The organism is Acinetobacter sp. AOR12_HL, assembly GCF_027855275.1.
Taxonomy (GTDB): domain Bacteria; phylum Pseudomonadota; class Gammaproteobacteria; order Pseudomonadales; family Moraxellaceae; genus Acinetobacter; species Acinetobacter baumannii.
This window is the reverse complement of sequence record NZ_JAKTIJ010000016.1, coordinates 61,164-78,166: the sequence shown is the minus strand read 5'-3', so window position 1 is coordinate 78,166 and position 17,003 is coordinate 61,164. Positions and strand designations below refer to the sequence as shown.

Genomic DNA, 17,003 nt, shown 5'->3' with positions numbered 1-17,003 from the left:
CATAATAAGTTTTTTGAAAATTATGTGTCATACGTAAATTCAAGCAAAATATTTTTTATGAATTTTAGTAATGAGATCATTAAGACGAGAAGGATAAGCAAGACGATGATGGCCTCCGTCATAAGTTTCTATTGTCATATATGGTGACAGCTTTTCCTGTACTTGATACATATCAAGTTGCTCGTCTCCTAACTCTAAATAGGCCATTTTAGGGTTAGAGTGGTCAAGATCTTCGTCACAAAGGTGAGGGTAATCATTACGAAAATTAGGTGTAAGGCTTGGGTTGGCAACAATAACAGCTAATTTATGTTGAGCAGCAGTTTTCAAAGCCCAATAACCGCCGAGGCTATGACCGACTAACAAATCAGGTTTAATTGTTTCAATCGCTTGATGATAAAAGTCTTTAACTGAAGCATAACTTAGGTTGCGATAATCAACATCAATACAAAATTTTTCAGGATGTAAAATGGCATGAAATTTTGTTGATTCACGAGAAGAATCCAAGCCATGTAAAAATAGAATTTTCATTATTTACTACACAATCTCATAGATAAAATAAAAGGCAAATAGGGCCTTTTCAAATCGAGGTTATTTGGATTTTTTTATATTTTACTCAAACCTAAAAAAAATGAACTTAGCGATTGGTCTAAGTAATTTTTATCATTCAATGTCCACTCAGATTGACGGCTTGGACTTTTTTCGTTTTTGTTTGATTGAAATCGTTCGAAAAACCTCAGCAATCTGTTAAGCTATGCCACTTCATTTTTACTTAACCGAGGCAGAGATGACGCAACAAAACGCTCAATCGACTTCTGAACCAACTATTTCCGAAAACGATTTAATTGCACAGCGTCATGCCAAATTAAAGCAAATCCAAGATGTTGCAAAGGAAACTGGAAAGAGTCCTTGGCCAAATACATTCAAACGTGAACATTACGCTGCTGATTTACAAGAACAATTTAAAGATCAGTCTAAAGAACAAATCGAAAGCGCTGAACATGTTTATGTAAAAGTTGCTGGCCGTGTCATGTTAAACCGTGGTTCTTTCATGGTGATTCAAGACATGACTGGTCGTATCCAATTATATGTTGACCGTAAGGGTTTACCAAAAGATACGCTCGAAACTATTAAAGGTTTAGACCTTGGCGATATTATTGCTGCTGAAGGTTATATCGGTCGTTCTGGCAAAGGTGACTTATATGTACACCTTGAAGGTTTTGAACTTCTTACAAAATCGCTTCGTCCATTGCCGGATAAATTTCATGGTTTGAACGACACAGAAGTTAAATATCGTAAGCGTTATCTTGACTTAATTGTGAATGAAGAAACGCGTAAGACTTTTGAAATTCGTGCCAAAGTCGTTGCAGGTATTCGCGCATTTTTAACTAATGAACGTTTCATGGAAGTTGAAACGCCAATGATGCATGTGATTCCGGGTGGCGCGTCTGCACGTCCGTTTGAAACGCATCATAATGCTTTAGATATGCCATTATTCTTGCGTATCGCACCGGAGCTTTATTTAAAGCGTTTAGTTGTTGGTGGTTTTGAGCGTGTGTTCGAAATTAACCGTAACTTCCGTAATGAAGGGGTGTCAACACGTCATAACCCTGAATTTACCATGATCGAGTTTTATCAGGCATATGCTGATTATAAAGACTTGATGGCTTTAACTGAAAACATGCTTGAAAAGCTAGCCCTTGATATTTTAGGTACGACTGATGTGCCTTACCAAGGTGAAGTATTTAGCTTTAAAGGACCATTCAAGAAAATCTCTATGTTTGATGCGATCTTGGAGAATAATCCGCAGTTCACACCTGAAAATGTAGGTGATCGTGAATTCCTTGCAAAATTTGTCCGTGAGGAATTAAAAGAAGAAGTTAAACCTGGTTTTGGTTTAGGTAAGCTTCAAACAATCGTATTTGAAGAAACGGTTGAGACTAAACTTCGTCAGCCTACTTTTATTACTGAGTACCCAGCAGAGACTTCTCCACTTGCTCGCCGTAATGATGATAATCCGCACATTACTGATCGTTTTGAGTTCTTTATTGGTGGCCGTGAATTGGCAAACGGCTTTAGCGAGTTAAATGATCCAATTGATCAGGCTGAACGTTTCCAAGCGCAAGTTGCTGAAAAAGATGCTGGTGATGATGAAGCAATGCATTACGATGCAGAGTTTGTTGAAGCACTTGAATATGGTTTACCTCCAACAGCGGGTGAAGGTATTGGTATTGACCGTTTGGTTATGCTTTTTGCAGATGCACCAAGTATTCGTGATGTGATTTTGTTCCCGCATATGCGTCGTAAAGAAGGTTAATTTAATCTTCAATACAGAAAAAGGCAGTTTATACTGCCTTTTTTATTAACTATTTATATATAAAAAATACTTAAGTTATAGAAAACTTAAAACACCGTTAAAAAATGTAATTGCACAGTTTAACAATTGCAAATTTGCGATAAAAAAATTAATGTGTTGCTCATAAATAACTTTGAGAATTGTGCTGACATGTTTTTAAGAAAAACACTTTCGATTGCATTATTAGCAACTGCTTCATCGGCTGTTTTTGCACAAGGTTTAGTGCTTAATAATGATGATTTACGTACCGACTTAAACTGGTTGAATCAACAAGGTGTTATTAACATCAGCACTTCTACTTGGCCATTAAGTGGTGATGAAATTCAAAGAGCTCTCTCTCAAGCTAAAGTGACTCATCCAGCACAGCAAAAAGTTATTAATTCAGTTCTCAATGCATTAAAGGCAGATAACGATACAGTTAAAGTGGGTGCTTTTGCTGAAACTGATATCAAAAATATTCCTCAAGCATTTGGTGATAACCAAAAATCGCAGTACCAAGGTTCATTAGAGTTTAATGCTGGTGGTGAAAATTGGGATGCAAAAATCCGTGTAAACGCAGAAAAAGACCCTCAAATTGATAGTGGGCATGACGTTAACGTTGAGGGTTCATATGTCGCTGGTAAACTCTGGAACCAGTGGCTTGTTGCAGGTCAAATTCCAACATGGTGGGGACCTGGACATGATGGTAGCTTAATCCGTGGCGATGCAAGTCGTCCTGTGTATGGCGTGACGGCACAAAGAGCTGTACAAAATGCTTTTGAGACAAAATGGTTATCTTGGATTGGACCTTGGCAATATCAAGCTTTTGCAGGCCAATTAGATGATTATAAAGCGGTTCCTCATGCCAAATTATTAGGCTTACGTTTAACTGCAAGACCTTTACCCTATTTAGAACTAGGTGCTTCTCGTACTTTACAATGGGGTGGTGAAGGACGTTCTGAAAGTTGGGATTCTTTGTGGAATGCAATTAAAGGGAATGACAATGTGTATGATTCTGATGAAGATCGTTCTAACCAAATTGCAGGTTTTGATGCTCGTTTAAATCTACAATCTCTTATAAATGCTCCTGTTGGTATTTATGGTCAATATGTTGGTGAAGATGAAGCTGGACTACTTCCTTCTAAAAAAATGTATTTAGCAGGAGTCGACTATTCTTCTAGCTATAATAATATGCCATATCAACTTTATGCAGAATGGGCTGATACCCGCACTAATAATGATGTGAAGGGTATTTCCTATAATCATTATGTTTATAAAGATGGTTATTACCAACATGGCTTCCCATTAGGACATGCGATGGGTGGCGATGGACAAATGTATTCTGTGGGTGGTGATATCCGCTTTGACGTGATGAACCGTTTAAGCGGTCGTGCTATGGTGGTTAAAGTTAACCAATCTAACTTGGCAATTAATAAAGCATTCCCTAAAGATGATGAAATTAAAGCGCTTGATCTAACTTGGACACATTACATTAAACCTGATCTTCCATTAAAAATTAATGGTTGGGTAAGTGATTCTGACTTAGAAGGTAATGATGCTGGTGCATCAATTGGAGTAGAAATTCCTCTAGAGCGTAAAATGTTTGGTTTCTAATTTTTAGTTAACCTTATAATAAGAAAGAGAGGCTACAGAGGCTTCTCTTTTTTATTGTTTTTAGAGAAATCCAAAGCACAGATGGTGATTTGCTTAAGTTGACTACACCAGTTACGATTTTAAAGTTATAAGTAAATCAGCATATTACATGTATATGATGAATTTGAATATCAATATGAAAAAACAAGCAAAAGAAAACAGTTTTAAATCACTATAATGCATAACTAATGCTATAAGCCTCATAAAGGGCTTGTGGTTGGACTATTTATCACGAAAAATTGGAGTTGTTATGGCACTCGTTCCTCCACATGGTCTTCTAAGTGGTGGTGTAATACCGCTTCTAGATTTTATGGGCAAAATGGATAGAGAAGGGCGTGTTCATGACTGAATCAAGACTTACACATCTCAAGCAACTTGAAGCTGAGAGTATTCATATTATCCGTGAAGTAGCCGCAGAATTTGAAAATCCAGTCATGCTTTACTCAATTGGTAAAGACTCGGCTGTGATGCTTCATCTTGCATTAAAGGCATTTTATCCTGCAAAACTTCCTTTCCCTTTATTACATGTAGATACGGGCTGGAAGTTTAAAGACATGATCGCGTTTCGCGATAACATGGCAAAAACACATGGTTTTGATTTAATTGTTCATCAGAATAAAGAAGGCCGTGAAGCAGGAATCAACCCATTTGATCATGGCAGTTCGAAATATACGGATATTATGAAAACCCAAGCTTTAAAACAGGCTTTGGATAAATATCAGTTCGATGCTGCTTTTGGTGGTGCGCGTCGTGACGAAGAAAAATCACGTGCGAAAGAGCGTGTGTATTCATTCCGTGATAGTAAACATCGTTGGGATCCTAAAAACCAACGTCCTGAACTTTGGAACCTTTACAATGGTAAAGTGAACAAAGGCGAAAGTATTCGTGTATTCCCGTTATCAAACTGGACAGAGTTGGATATCTGGCAATATATCTATTTAGAAAATATTCAAATTGTTCCTCTTTATTTCTCTGCTGTTCGTCCTGTGGTTGAGCGTAGTGGTACGCTAATCATGGTTGATGATGAACGTATGCGCTTAAAAGAGGGTGAAGTTCCACAAATGAAGTCTGTACGTTTCCGTACGCTTGGCTGTTATCCATTAACAGGTGCAGTTGAGTCTGAAGCTGATACATTGCCAGAAATTATTCAGGAAATGCTGTTGGCAACAAGTTCTGAGCGTCAAGGTCGTATGATTGACCATGATGAAGCAGGCTCAATGGAAAAGAAAAAGCAAGAAGGCTATTTCTAAGACAGTTTCTAAATTTGTGGAGTTTGAGCAATGTCTCATCAATCAGACTTAATCAGCCAAGACATTCTGGCGTATTTAAAACAACATGAACAAAAAGACCTTTTGCGCTTTTTGACTTGCGGTAACGTAGATGATGGTAAAAGTACCTTAATTGGTCGTTTACTTTACGATTCAAAATTGATTTATGAAGATCAATTGCAAGCTGTAACACGTGACAGTAAGAAAGTGGGCACAACAGGTGATGCACCAGACTTGGCACTACTTGTAGATGGTTTGCAGGCTGAGCGTGAGCAGGGTATTACCATTGATGTTGCTTATCGCTATTTTTCGACTGAAAAGCGTAAATTTATTATTGCTGATACACCGGGCCATGAACAATATACTCGTAACATGGCAACAGGTGCATCGACTGCTGATCTTGCAATCATCCTGATCGATGCGCGCTATGGGGTACAAACTCAAACTCGTCGTCATACCTTTATTGCGAGTTTGCTGGGAATTAAAAATATTGTTGTTGCCATTAATAAAATGGACTTGGTTGAGTATTCCTCTGAACGTTTTAATGAAATTCAGGTTGAATATGATGCGTTCGTGAGCCAATTGGGTGATCGCCGTCCAGCCAATATTTTATTTGTTCCAATTTCTGCTTTAAATGGCGATAACGTTGTAAATCCATCAGCTCATACTCCTTGGTACAAGGGGCAAACCTTAATGAGTATTCTTGAGTCTGTGGAAATCAACCGCGAGTCAAGTAAACATGAATTCCGTTTCCCTGTTCAATATGTAAACCGTCCAAACCTCGACTTCCGTGGCTTTGCTGGTACAGTTGCATTAGGTGAAATTAAAGTTGGTGACGAGATTGTGGCGTTGCCTTCTGGTAAGCGTTCTACAGTTAAGGAAATTGTTACTTTTGACGGTAATCTTGAGCAAGCAGTTGCTGGTCAAGCAGTCACCTTAACGTTAAATGATGAAATTGATATTAGTCGCGGTAATGTCTTAGTACGTGCAGGCGAGCAACCATTAATTTCAAGAAGTGTTCGTGCTTCCGTGGTATGGATGAATGAACACCCACTTGTAAAAGGTAAGTTGTACAATATTAAGATTGGTACACAAACTGTTCCAGCAAAAGTAACTAATATTAACTACCGTGTAAATGTGAATACGCTCGAACACACTCAAGTTGAAGAGCTTGAGTTAAATGCGATTGCAGATGTTGTGGTTGAGTTTGATGCTCCAGTCGTGTTTGACCGTTATCAAGATTCACGTTACACAGGTTCATTTATTTTTATTGACCGTTTAAGTAACGTAACTGTTGGCGCGGGCATGGTAGAAGCCGCGGTAGAGTGGACGGCTCATAGTAATCCTGTTACTGCTGAAGATCGTGCTGCTCGTTTAGGTCAAAAACCTGCTGTTATTGGTGTTTCTGCACAGTTAATTGAAAAAGCTCAAGCTTTAGAAAGTTTACTGATTCAGCAAGGTGTAGTTGCGATCGCGAAAACAAACTTAACAGCTGAGCAATTGGTTCTATTACGTGAGACGGGTGTTATTATTATCACAACCGCTGTGGATGGTACAGATACCGAGATAACTGCTGAAACGGTAGAAGAAGCAGTAGAGAAAATTGTGGAATTAGTTCGTCTTTAATAGATTGAAAATAAGTTCTAAAAACCCGCGTAAGCGGGTTTTTTATTAAGTTTAGAAAACATTTTGAGCTTTTAAAGTTAAATATTCTCTTAAATCTTTAGGGTAGCTCTGAATCATTTTTAAAAATATATCTCGATCACCTTGATATAAGGCGCGTGTTGCTTCCTCGTAATTTGGCATATTGCCTAATATAGCAGACATAAAGCGGTCGATGGCTTGTTTGGCTAGCATAATATTGCCTTCAGAATTTGGGTTATTTAACTCTTTATCAATTAACTTGCGAATCACTGCTGATGCACTCGCACTTTGTTGATCTAACCAATCCCAATGTTTTTTCTGTAAAGTGATTTCACGCGAAATTACTCCAAGTTTAGGTCGTCCAACTTTTTTAATTTCTTCCGGTTCAGCATAACGTTGTTGAAGCTCTTGCTCCGAACCAGAAAGATCAAGATCAATTTGTTGACCTGTTTGATCATTAAAAATCAGAATATTTTCTGTTGTTTTAGGAAGAGTTTTTAGTTTCTTTGCAAGTTCAACAAGGGAGTCACTCGCAATAAGCGTGCTTCCAGTGAAAGCAGTATAGGTGATTTTAGTATTCATTTTAGCTACATATTTTTATCGGGGTAAAATAATATTATCAGGGTAAAATTAATTTGGCAAATGGTAAAATCATAACCAAAGAATTAACTGATTTTATGAGTGCAGTCTCTGAGATTAGGACTATAAAAATAGTCAAGATAATATGCTATTTAAAATTTTACTCTGCTTTAGTATCGCTTTTATGAGAGAATACGCCTTTAGTTGTATGTATAGAGACTCCTATGTTTGAGCAATCTCCTGAATCTTTAAGCGATATCGAAATTTTAGACATTTTACAGTCGATGAAAAAAGATAAGCTAGATACGGAAGCCAATGAGATCATCCGTAACGGGGGAAAAGCAGGACGTCAGGAAGCACATAAGCAGGCTTTGGTGGCACTAAATACAAATTTTGAAGAGAAGTTTGTAGAGGCAGTTACTCTTGCACTAGGTTTAAATGCAGCTCAAGCTAAAAAAATTCGCTATAAAAAAGATCGAATTCGTATTTTAAAAGCGCGTGGTATTGATTATCTTGCTGTTGATGGCGCAGAGACAGCGCAAGTTTTGGCACAAATTTCACAAGCAATTGTTCGAGAAGATGCAATAGTTACTCATGACTTGCATAATATTTTCCCATTTTGGAAAGAAGGCTTTCCAATGGTGCAATTTGATAATGCTTATAAAATTTTACAAGAAGATATTAGCTTGCACTTTCATGCGTTCTTAGATGCCATGATTGAGTATGTAAATAAATAAAAAATAAAAGCCCCGATAGGGGCTTTTATTTTTATAGTAGAGCAGAATTACATCGTACTAAAAAGTGGGAAAACACCAATCACTAAAGCTGTACCCATCAATACCATACAAGTAATAAATGCCCACTTAAAAGTGAACTTTTGATGGTCTGCAAAGTCGACTTTAGCAAGACCACATAACAAGTAGGTTGATGGAACGAGAGGTGATAACAAATGCACTGGCTGACCTACAATTGATGCACGAGCAATCGCTTCTGGGCTAATACCATAATGTGAAGCTGCTTCAGCAAGAATCGGCAATACACCATAGAAGAATGCATCATTTGACATAAAGAACGTCAATGGCATGCTCACCAGAGCAGTAATTGGCGCTAGATATGGCCCCATACTTGTAGGAATCATTGCAACAAATTCTTTAGACATGGCTTCAACCATGCCTGTACCAGATAAAATACCTGTAAAAATACCTGCCGCAAAAATTAAACCTACAACAGCCAAGATACTGTCTGCGTGCATAGCGATACGCTTTTTCTGCATATCAACATCAGGGTAGTTGATGAGCATTGCAATACAGAACGCCAGCATGAATAACACTGACATCGGTAAAATACCTTTAATCAATGCAATCATAAGAAGAATGGTGAGTACCATATTCACTTTACGTAAATGTGGACGAGTTGCTTCTGGGTCTTTTGAAACTGTAATGTTATCACCATGGTGACTTTCAAGCTCAATCACGCCTAAACGTTTTTGCTCATAGCGACCATATAAATATGCCAAGAAGAATAACCAGCCAATACTAACCACCATTGGAAGAATCATTGGTACAAAGATATGGCTTGGGTCAACTTGGAGTGCACTTGCTGCACGGGCAGTAGGGCCACCCCATGGGGTCAGGTTCATTACACCACTACATAACAACATAAGTGCTGTCATGATCAGTGTATTCATACCGAGGCGTTGATAAAGAGGGAGCATGGCTGCCACACAGATCATGTAAGTGGTTGAGCCATCGCCATCAAGAGAGACTAATGTAGTTAAAAAAACGGTCCCTAATGTAATTTTTAGGGGGTCACCTTTAACTTTTTTCAAAATCCATTTAACCGGAGGATCGAAAAGACCTGCATCGATCATTAAGGCAAAATATAAAATTGCAAATAATAGCATTACGCCAGTAGGCGCAAGTTTTTTGATGCCATCTAGCATCATTTCACTGAGACCTTTAAGCTCAATATGGCTCAAGCTTTCAAAGTAGTGACCAAGGCCCCAGGCAATAAGAGAAAAAATAAATGGGATGAGAATTAAAGCAATAATAGGGCTTAAACGTTTGGACATGATTAAATACATGAAGCATAAAATCATGCCAACACCAAGTAATGTCAGCATACAATCAATCCTTTGCCTTTAGTTTTACTGAACAAGTTTATTCAAAAACTCTGACCTCGATTATTCTTATGAATTTTTAATAAAAAGACAAATAATATATTTAGTTTATTTGGTTAATATATATTCACTTGGAAAGGTATATTTTGCAGAAATACTGAACATATATAATAATGGTATAGTCTATTTATAATGTATAGTGCTTATTATATATACTTATAAAACCTTTATCATGTTTGAAATTATCATGTATTTTTAAAAATTATATTCTGTTTAAATACTGAAATGAGAAGTATACCCATTTACAAAGCTTCTACTCCCTACGTTACATAACGAAAGTGAATCTGTAAATCTTTTATGTGCAAAATTTTATTTTAATTCAATTTAATTTTTTTATTTTAATGAATGAGTTAATTTATATATTTGAAATTGTGATTAGGATAATTAATTAAACTTTTAATATAAAAAATTTTAAAATAATAATTATCTAAAAGGAAAAAATTATTTATCAAAAAATATCCTGCATTTGCAGGATATTTTGCACCAAAATAAATCAATTTTCATCAGGTGGAGATGGTAAATCATTTTTTTCTAATACACGTGTTACTAATAGCTGATCAATTTTAAAATGGTCTACGTCAACAACTTCAAATTTATAACCACCAAATTCAACAAAGTCGGCTGGACGAGGAATTTTGCGTAAACGGTACATCATGAAACCAGCTAATGTTTCATAATTCTCTTCATCAGGTAGTTCATCCATTTCAAGCGCATGCTTAAGATCTTCAATAGGTGTACTACCATCAATCAGCCAAGAATTATTATCACGTTTAATAATTTGCTGTTCTTCTTCCATAGGGGTAACCCAATCCCCCATAACAGTAATCATGATATCACTTAGTGTAATTACCCCAACGACAAGCGCATACTCATTAATTACAACAGCAAACTTTTCTTTTGTTGAGCGGAAACGATCGAGTAATTCTGATAGTGTTAAAGTATCAGGTATCATTAGAACCGTACGAATAGTTGATTCATTGAGCTGGGTTAAAGATTGGTTGTTTAAAATACGTACAAGAATATCCTTAGCATCTACATAGCCAATCACTTGATCAATATTTTCATTACAAACCAGAAATTTGGAATAAGGATATTCTGCCAGTTTTTGGCGAATGCTATCTTCATGCTCGTTAAGCGTAAAATAAACAACATTTTCACGTGTTGTCATACTTGATGGGACTGTACGTTCTTCAAGCTCAAATACGTTTTCAATAAAGTGATGTTCTTGTTTTTGTAGTACACCTGCTTGAGCACCTGCATCCATCACTGCTGAAATATCATCAAAAGTAATATTGTCTTCGCGTGTGGTATTTACTTTAAACAAGCGGAATAGCAAATTGGCAATAGCATTAATTCCCCATGCTAGAGGCTTACAGATTTTGATAAAAATCTGAATAGGGTTAATTACACTAATTGCAATTTTTTCAGGTGCGATCATTGCCAAGCGCTTTGGCATTAAATCGGCGAATAAAATAAACAAAGAAGTTACCAATGTGAAAGATAGGGCAAATCCGATGGTTTGCGTCCAAGGTCCTTCATAGAAACGGTCAACTAAGTTCACAAAAAAAGGACGAAACGCAGCTTCACCCAATATACCGCCTAAGATTGCAACAGCATTTAAGCCGATTTGGGACGCTGCAAAAAAGTCTGCAGATTGTTCTTGTAAATCAAGTACTTTTTGAGCACGTTCTTCGCCAGCTTCAGCTAAAATCTTTAACTTTACTTTTCTGGCACCAGCTAGAGCAATTTCAGTTAAAGATAAAAAGCCTGCTGCGATGATGAGCAGTACGATGATAATGATATTTTGAAAGAGACTCACAAATCACCCGAGGATCATCATTATTATGACTATGTTTTAACACAAAAAAGCGCTGAGGTAATCAGATTGATTGCTCAGCGCTTAAAGATAATGTTTGAAAGAGACAATTAAATTAAAACTTATTTAATAGTGGGAAAATTGTGAATTATTAGTCAGGAATTCACGATTTTCCTCTTCGATCATTTGGCGAGCAACAAATAGAATGAGTTGGCGTAACCAGCGATGAGCTGGGTGATGGTGCAATAATGGACACCAAGCCATTTTAAGTTCAAACTCAGGAATGTAAAACGGTGGATCTTTAATGACTAATTTTGGATTTTGTGCTTGTAAACGTGCCATTCGAGTTGGAAGAGTGGCAATCAAGTCAACATTTTGAGCAAGTAATGCCGGCATCTGATAGTGACGTGTAAATACAGAAATTTTGCGACGTTGACCAATACGTTCTAATGCTTGATCAATCCAGCCCAAGCCACCTTGTTTATCTGGGTTTACCCCAAAGCCAACACCCATACCCGTTTTAGATACCCAAATATGTTGAGCATCTAAATAGCTTTTTAGATTTAAATGAGTCACAGCGGGGTGTTTGTCATTTAAAATACAGCTAAAGCTATCACGCCAAACTAAAACTTGGTGGAAGCTTTGCGGGATTTCATTGAAGCGGTTAATGGCTAAATCAACTTTACCCTGTTCCATGTCTCTATATGACACATCACTTGGAGTAAGAAAATCGAGTACAACGTTTGGTGCTTCTGAGCGGAGGGCTTTAACAAGACGAGGGACTAGGGTGGCTTCTGCATAGTCAGAAGTCATAATACGGAAAACGCGATTACTGGTATAAGGGCGGAATTCGGTACGCGGTTCCAAAATCATTGAAAGGTCAGAAAGAGCATCACGAATACGCGGTTGTAATTCAAGTGCACGTTCTGTCGGTGTCATCCCTTCAGATGAGCGGATCAGGAGAGGGTCATTAAATAAATTACGCAAGCGGCGTAAAATATTACTCATGGCAGGCTGAGTAACACCAAGCTGTTCGGCTGCGCGAGTAACGTTTTTTTCACGAAGAAGAACATCAAGATATATTAATAGATTAAGATCTACCCGCTCCAGATTCATAAAAAAAATACCGAAAATAAAACCCTAAAATTGTTTCAAATTATGCCATATTTAAAGAACATTGTGTGAAAAAATGATGAGAAAAACGACATTTTTTGTTGAAATTAAGTATGGGCAAAAAGTATCTCAAATGCTGGATTCTATTATCGTTGATCTATTTTTATTTTTATAATTATTGAACAAAAATATTTTCTTAATATTTAGTACTGTTCTAGCATACTGATTGACATTTTGCATTGGCAAAATTCGCCTAATTTACAATTGACTTTTTATATTAAAAATGAATGGAAAATTTTCAAAAACTGTATAAAAATAAAGCTTGGAGTGTTTTTTAATCAAAATTCTATACTCCTTTAGGATTATTTTGTTTTTATAAACAAAGTGTTATGTTTTTTAGTTTTACTTATAATATCGATTTATTGGTATATTTTTTAAATAAATACTGAAGATTAACGAAGGATATTGGATTAATTGATTGGCTAAGTCTAAGCTGTGTACATGAAGAAGCAGCTGGTGTCATAGGGAATTTTCATAACATGACTCTAGGCTTCGATCGATGAAATCCTAAAATGAATACAGGACAATATCATGACTACATATCAAACAGCGATTGATGCAGTACGTGAATTAAAAGCAAAATTCGGCAACACTTGGGCAGACATTAGCCCAGAAGATGCTGCTCGTATGCAACTTCAAAACCGTTTCAAAACAGGTTTAGATATTGCTAAGTATACAGCTGCGATTATGCGTCGTGATATGGCTGAATACGATGCTGATTCAAGCAAATATACTCAATCATTAGGTTGCTGGCATGGTTTCATCGCTCAACAAAAAATGATTGCTAACAAAAAGTATTTCGGTACGACAAGCAAACGTTATATCTACCTTTCTGGTTGGATGGTTGCTGCTCTTCGTTCAGAATTTGGTCCACTTCCTGACCAATCTATGCACGAGAAAACTTCAGTACCTGCTTTGATCGAAGAAATCTACACTTTCTTACGTCAAGCTGATGCAAAAGAATTAAATGACTTGTTCCGTGCTTTAAATAAAGCAAAAGAAGCTGGTGACTCTGCGAAAGTAGCTGAAATCACAGCTCAAATCGACAACTTCGAAACTCATGTTGTGCCAATTATTGCAGACATCGATGCTGGTTTCGGTAACGAAGAAGCAACTTACTTACTTGCTAAGAAAATGATTGAAGCTGGTGCTTGTGCGCTTCAAATCGAAAACCAAGTATCTGATGCAAAACAATGTGGTCACCAAGCTGGTAAAGTAACTGTTCCACATGAAGACTTCATCGCTAAGATCCATGCACTTCGTTATGCATTCTTAGAAATGGGTGTTGAAGACGGTGTTATCGTTGCTCGTACTGACTCTGAAGGCGCTGACTTAACTCAGAAGATCCCTGTAGTTAAAGAGCCAGGTGATATCGCATCTAAATATATTAGCTACTTAGATACTCAAGAAATTGATATCTCAGAAGCTCAAGAAGATGAGATCTTAATTAAACGTGATGGTAAATTACATCGTCCAACTCGTTTAGCTTCTGGTCTATACCAATTCCGTGAAGGTACTCAGATTGACCGTGTTGTACTTGACTGTATCACTAGCCTTCAAAACGGTGCTGACTTACTTTGGATCGAAACTCCGACTCCAAACGTACAAGAAATTGCACACATGGTTAACCGTGTAAAAGAAGTAGTTCCGAATGCGAAGCTTGTTTATAACAACAGCCCATCATTCAACTGGACTTTAAACTTCCGTCAACAAGCGTACGATCGTTGGGTTGCAGAAGGTAAAGATGTATCTGCTTACGACCGTGCTAAATTAATGAGCGCTGAGTACGACAATACTGAATTAGCTGCTGAAGCTGATGAAAAAATCCGTACTTTCCAAGCAGATGCTGCGCGTGAAGCTGGTGTGTTCCATCACTTGATCACACTTCCTACATACCACACTGCTGCTCTTTCTACTCATGAATTAGCACAAGGTTACTTCGGTGACCAAGGTATGTTAGCTTATGTTGCTGGCGTACAACGTAAAGAAATCCGTGGCGGTATCGCATGTGTGAAACACCAAGCAATGGCTGGTTCTGACATCGGTGATGACCACAAAGAAATCTTCGCTGGTGAAAATGCACTTAAAGCTGGTGACGATGCTAAAAACACAATGAACCAATTCTCAGCTCACTAAGAATTGACTTCATAAAAAATCCGCTCATTTGAGCGGGTTTTTTATTTATATTGAAAAATAGATTAATCTTCTTTTTTCAAAACATAATGTTCAGCTAAAGAACCTTCAACTTTTTTACCTTCCATATCTAAAGCGATCGCGGTATTTTCACCAATAAAGAATTTACGGTTTTGAGCTTTATCATCTAAGGTAATAACAGAAGTATTGTCTTTATCGAAAGTAAACTTACCATGGGTTTCAAATGGGTTTGCATCACCTTTACCAAGATAGGTTTCTGTTAGCTCATAAGTTTTATCATCTTTTAATTCTAATTCAGTTTTGATGCCTTCACAGTCTGCGCAAGGAAGCGTACCTTTATATTTACCATCCCAGTCTAAAGAATTCTCGGCTGTATGTGCGGTATCTACCGCTTCATTATTATTTGTTTGAGCAGTTTGTACAGGAGTAGATGCATCAGAGGTTGTTTCTGTTTTATTTTCATGTTTATTACATGCGACAAGAAGAGTACTCATAAGTGCAATTGCTAATAATGATTTTTTCATAATGAATAAAACCTCAAAAAAATAAATATAAAGTACTGACAGGCTAGGAAAAAAGAATCGAAAATAAAAGCTCTAGTATGTAGCTTAATTTTAACAAAAGGTAAAGTGAGTAAAAATTGCACAAATTGGGGCTATGTTTTTTTATATTTTAGTTGAGAATTAAAAGTATCCACTAAAGTGATTTAATGGATACTTTTAAAAATTTATGGTTGGGCAGAAACCCCACCTAAAGAATCGCACGCTGCTTTATAAAGTTGGTATTGCTGTTCTACGACTTCATCTAAGGGCATCGCGAATAATTCTTCACCATTTTTATAGCTTTCTACATAAGAGGTCGCTTTTTCCTTACTCACCGCTAAAGATTGCTGGTAATAAGAGTTGATTGAACTTGTAGAAATTTCACTTGTTTCAATATTTTTACATTGAAAGTTATTTAAAAGTTTTTCTGCACGTTTGACCTCACTTGATTGGCCAAAAATACACCCAGTTAAAAATACAAACGGTACTAACACGAAAAAGATTTTCATGGGAAAAATTTATAAGAGCGAGGATGGGCGCTATTGTATAAATAATTCCATGCTTTACTGTGGTTTTATGTTAGACATTGATGATTTTTTGACTCATTAAAATAAAAAAATTGTTTCTAAGTTTGTAATAACCACTTTTTGCTTTTGGTGCATATTTTGCTTATCAAAAAAGCCATTATCAAAAATGAGCCAAAATGAATCGAATTCAACAAACTTTTCAGACTTCTTCAGCACCATTTTGGTATGCCCAGTTAGAACTGGGGTTTTGTTATGAAAACTCGCGCACCATAATGAGTCATAGAAAGCATTATGGCCCCGTTCGGGTGCAAAAAATGCTCTGGCCCGAAAAAACTGGGGTTTGTCATGCCATTATTGTTCATCCACCAGCTGGAATTGCAGGCGGTGATCATCTTACTTTTCAAATTGAAACAGAAGGGCAGGCGCATGCTGTAATTACCACACCGGGAGCGGGTAAGTGGTATAGAACAAATGGAAAACAGGCTTTCCAGCATATTTATTTGAATGTAAAAGATGATTCTATTTTAGAGTGGATGCCGCAAGAAACAATGCTTTTTGACGGTGCTTTAGCCCACTCTGAAACAGATATCCATCTTGAACAAACAGCAAGTTTTATTGGATGGGATATGCTGGTCTTGGGGCGGCAGGCTCGGGCTGAGAATTTTGTTCAGGGAAGCTATCACAACCAGTTTAAATTATGGCGCAAAAACAAGTTATTAGTTGCTGATACTTTATATTTTGAAGGGGGAGATCGCTGGTTAAGCTCGTGTTTAGGAATGAATAATCAGGCGGTGATGGCCAGTTTTTGGGCTGTGCCCCCTGAAAAATTCCGTTCTTCATTTTATTTAGAGCAACATATTGAACTCATCCGTGCACTCATTATGCGTATGGATGTTCCCGTGACGTTGACCTTATTAGAAGATGTACTATGTGCGCGTTTTTTAGGAAATGATGTACGACGATGTCATGACGCTTTCGCAGCTATACGCGCTAAATTAAGACGTTATTGGTTTGATTTAGATGAAGAATTTCCAAGAATTTGGAAAACTTAAGTTACGTTAAATTGCGTATTTTAAAAACGATTAAAACCGGTATGCTGCTTTTGAGCACGCATTTTGCTTAAAGAAAATTAGATG

At 37.0% G+C, this 17,003-nt stretch carries 15 protein-coding genes; 8 read left to right on the top strand and 7 right to left on the bottom strand.

Annotated features, from left to right (window positions below):
- Nucleotides 1-39: 39 nt before the first annotated feature.
- Nucleotides 40-528, bottom strand: a complete 489-nt coding sequence (locus tag MKL36_RS06845) for a YqiA/YcfP family alpha/beta fold hydrolase (protein WP_000697203.1) — start codon at nucleotides 526-528, stop codon at nucleotides 40-42.
- Between the two features lie 256 nt (nucleotides 529-784).
- Between MKL36_RS06845 and lysS the strand changes: the two genes are divergently transcribed.
- The 5 genes from lysS to cysN all read left to right on the top strand — a co-directional run bounded on the left by lysS (nucleotide 785) and on the right by cysN (nucleotide 6,879).
- Complete coding sequence (gene lysS, locus MKL36_RS06840; protein WP_000193744.1) at nucleotides 785-2,314, top strand: lysine--tRNA ligase; 1,530 nt, start codon at nucleotides 785-787, stop codon at nucleotides 2,312-2,314.
- Nucleotides 2,315-2,503: 189 nt separating this feature from the next.
- Nucleotides 2,504-3,946, top strand: coding sequence for a capsule assembly Wzi family protein (locus tag MKL36_RS06835; RefSeq protein ID WP_000479765.1), 1,443 nt, complete (start codon nucleotides 2,504-2,506; stop codon nucleotides 3,944-3,946).
- 256 nt (nucleotides 3,947-4,202) lie between these two features.
- Complete coding sequence (locus MKL36_RS06830) at nucleotides 4,203-4,334, top strand: hypothetical protein (RefSeq protein ID WP_002011285.1); 132 nt, start codon at nucleotides 4,203-4,205, stop codon at nucleotides 4,332-4,334.
- Nucleotides 4,327-5,235, top strand: coding sequence for a sulfate adenylyltransferase subunit CysD (gene cysD, locus MKL36_RS06825; RefSeq protein WP_000140408.1), 909 nt, complete (start codon nucleotides 4,327-4,329; stop codon nucleotides 5,233-5,235). The genes MKL36_RS06830 and cysD overlap by 8 nt, the downstream gene beginning before the upstream one ends.
- A gap of 30 nt (nucleotides 5,236-5,265) precedes the next feature.
- Nucleotides 5,266-6,879, top strand: a complete 1,614-nt coding sequence (gene cysN, locus MKL36_RS06820) for a sulfate adenylyltransferase subunit CysN (RefSeq protein WP_000019500.1) — start codon at nucleotides 5,266-5,268, stop codon at nucleotides 6,877-6,879.
- Between the two features lie 51 nt (nucleotides 6,880-6,930).
- Here the strand turns inward: cysN and MKL36_RS06815 are convergent, their stop codons facing one another.
- Nucleotides 6,931-7,479: a DUF2239 family protein gene (locus tag MKL36_RS06815; RefSeq protein WP_021511447.1), complete on the bottom strand. Its 549-nt coding sequence runs from the start codon at nucleotides 7,477-7,479 to the stop codon at nucleotides 6,931-6,933.
- Nucleotides 7,480-7,700: 221 nt separating this feature from the next.
- Here MKL36_RS06815 and MKL36_RS06810 point away from each other — a divergent pair, with 221 nt between their 5' ends.
- Entirely contained in the window at nucleotides 7,701-8,213 is a 513-nt protein-coding gene (locus tag MKL36_RS06810) for a hypothetical protein (protein WP_000462918.1), read from the top strand.
- Nucleotides 8,214-8,260: 47 nt separating this feature from the next.
- Here the strand turns inward: MKL36_RS06810 and MKL36_RS06805 are convergent, their stop codons facing one another.
- The 3 genes from MKL36_RS06805 to MKL36_RS06795 all read right to left on the bottom strand — a co-directional run bounded on the left by MKL36_RS06805 (nucleotide 8,261) and on the right by MKL36_RS06795 (nucleotide 12,587).
- Nucleotides 8,261-9,598, bottom strand: coding sequence for a CitMHS family transporter (locus MKL36_RS06805; protein ID WP_000956803.1), 1,338 nt, complete (start codon nucleotides 9,596-9,598; stop codon nucleotides 8,261-8,263).
- A gap of 550 nt (nucleotides 9,599-10,148) precedes the next feature.
- Complete coding sequence (locus MKL36_RS06800; protein ID WP_000051871.1) at nucleotides 10,149-11,474, bottom strand: hemolysin family protein; 1,326 nt, start codon at nucleotides 11,472-11,474, stop codon at nucleotides 10,149-10,151.
- A 123-nt stretch (nucleotides 11,475-11,597) separates the two neighbouring features.
- On the bottom strand, nucleotides 11,598-12,587 hold the full coding sequence (locus MKL36_RS06795; RefSeq protein ID WP_001047619.1) for a LysR family transcriptional regulator: 990 nt from the start codon (nucleotides 12,585-12,587) through the stop codon (nucleotides 11,598-11,600).
- Nucleotides 12,588-13,175: 588 nt separating this feature from the next.
- Between MKL36_RS06795 and MKL36_RS06790 the strand changes: the two genes are divergently transcribed.
- Nucleotides 13,176-14,780 (top strand): isocitrate lyase, encoded by a 1,605-nt coding sequence (locus MKL36_RS06790; protein WP_000214787.1) that lies wholly within the window; start codon nucleotides 13,176-13,178, stop codon nucleotides 14,778-14,780.
- 62 nt (nucleotides 14,781-14,842) lie between these two features.
- On the opposite strand, the gene MKL36_RS06785 is transcribed toward MKL36_RS06790, so the two are convergent.
- Together MKL36_RS06785 and MKL36_RS06780 are read right to left on the bottom strand one after the other, a co-directional pair.
- On the bottom strand, nucleotides 14,843-15,322 hold the full coding sequence (locus tag MKL36_RS06785; RefSeq protein WP_021511448.1) for a copper resistance protein NlpE: 480 nt from the start codon (nucleotides 15,320-15,322) through the stop codon (nucleotides 14,843-14,845).
- A gap of 203 nt (nucleotides 15,323-15,525) precedes the next feature.
- On the bottom strand, nucleotides 15,526-15,849 hold the full coding sequence (locus tag MKL36_RS06780; protein ID WP_000688341.1) for a hypothetical protein: 324 nt from the start codon (nucleotides 15,847-15,849) through the stop codon (nucleotides 15,526-15,528).
- Nucleotides 15,850-16,043: 194 nt separating this feature from the next.
- Between MKL36_RS06780 and MKL36_RS06775 the strand changes: the two genes are divergently transcribed.
- Nucleotides 16,044-16,919 carry an urease accessory protein UreD gene (locus tag MKL36_RS06775; RefSeq protein WP_021511449.1) on the top strand — a complete coding sequence of 292 codons (876 nt, stop codon included), beginning with the start codon at nucleotides 16,044-16,046 and terminating at the stop codon, nucleotides 16,917-16,919.
- Nucleotides 16,920-17,003 lie beyond the last annotated feature (84 nt).

What these genes read in the sequence shown, in the direction of transcription:
- MKL36_RS06845 (WP_000697203.1), bottom strand. Translation starts at nt 528, where the DNA reads ATGAAAATTCTATTTTTACATGGCTTGGATTCTTCTCGTGAATCAACA.
- lysS (WP_000193744.1), top strand. Translation starts at nt 785, where the DNA reads ATGACGCAACAAAACGCTCAATCGACTTCTGAACCAACTATTTCCGAA.
- MKL36_RS06835 (WP_000479765.1), top strand. Translation starts at nt 2,504, where the DNA reads ATGTTTTTAAGAAAAACACTTTCGATTGCATTATTAGCAACTGCTTCA.
- cysD (WP_000140408.1), top strand. Translation starts at nt 4,327, where the DNA reads ATGACTGAATCAAGACTTACACATCTCAAGCAACTTGAAGCTGAGAGT.
- cysN (WP_000019500.1), top strand. Translation starts at nt 5,266, where the DNA reads ATGTCTCATCAATCAGACTTAATCAGCCAAGACATTCTGGCGTATTTA.
- MKL36_RS06815 (WP_021511447.1), bottom strand. Translation starts at nt 7,479, where the DNA reads ATGAATACTAAAATCACCTATACTGCTTTCACTGGAAGCACGCTTATT.
- MKL36_RS06810 (WP_000462918.1), top strand. Translation starts at nt 7,701, where the DNA reads ATGTTTGAGCAATCTCCTGAATCTTTAAGCGATATCGAAATTTTAGAC.
- MKL36_RS06805 (WP_000956803.1), bottom strand. Translation starts at nt 9,598, where the DNA reads ATGCTGACATTACTTGGTGTTGGCATGATTTTATGCTTCATGTATTTA.
- MKL36_RS06795 (WP_001047619.1), bottom strand. Translation starts at nt 12,587, where the DNA reads ATGAATCTGGAGCGGGTAGATCTTAATCTATTAATATATCTTGATGTT.
- MKL36_RS06790 (WP_000214787.1), top strand. Translation starts at nt 13,176, where the DNA reads ATGACTACATATCAAACAGCGATTGATGCAGTACGTGAATTAAAAGCA.
- MKL36_RS06785 (WP_021511448.1), bottom strand. Translation starts at nt 15,322, where the DNA reads ATGAAAAAATCATTATTAGCAATTGCACTTATGAGTACTCTTCTTGTC.
- MKL36_RS06780 (WP_000688341.1), bottom strand. Translation starts at nt 15,849, where the DNA reads ATGAAAATCTTTTTCGTGTTAGTACCGTTTGTATTTTTAACTGGGTGT.
- MKL36_RS06775 (WP_021511449.1), top strand. Translation starts at nt 16,044, where the DNA reads ATGAATCGAATTCAACAAACTTTTCAGACTTCTTCAGCACCATTTTGG.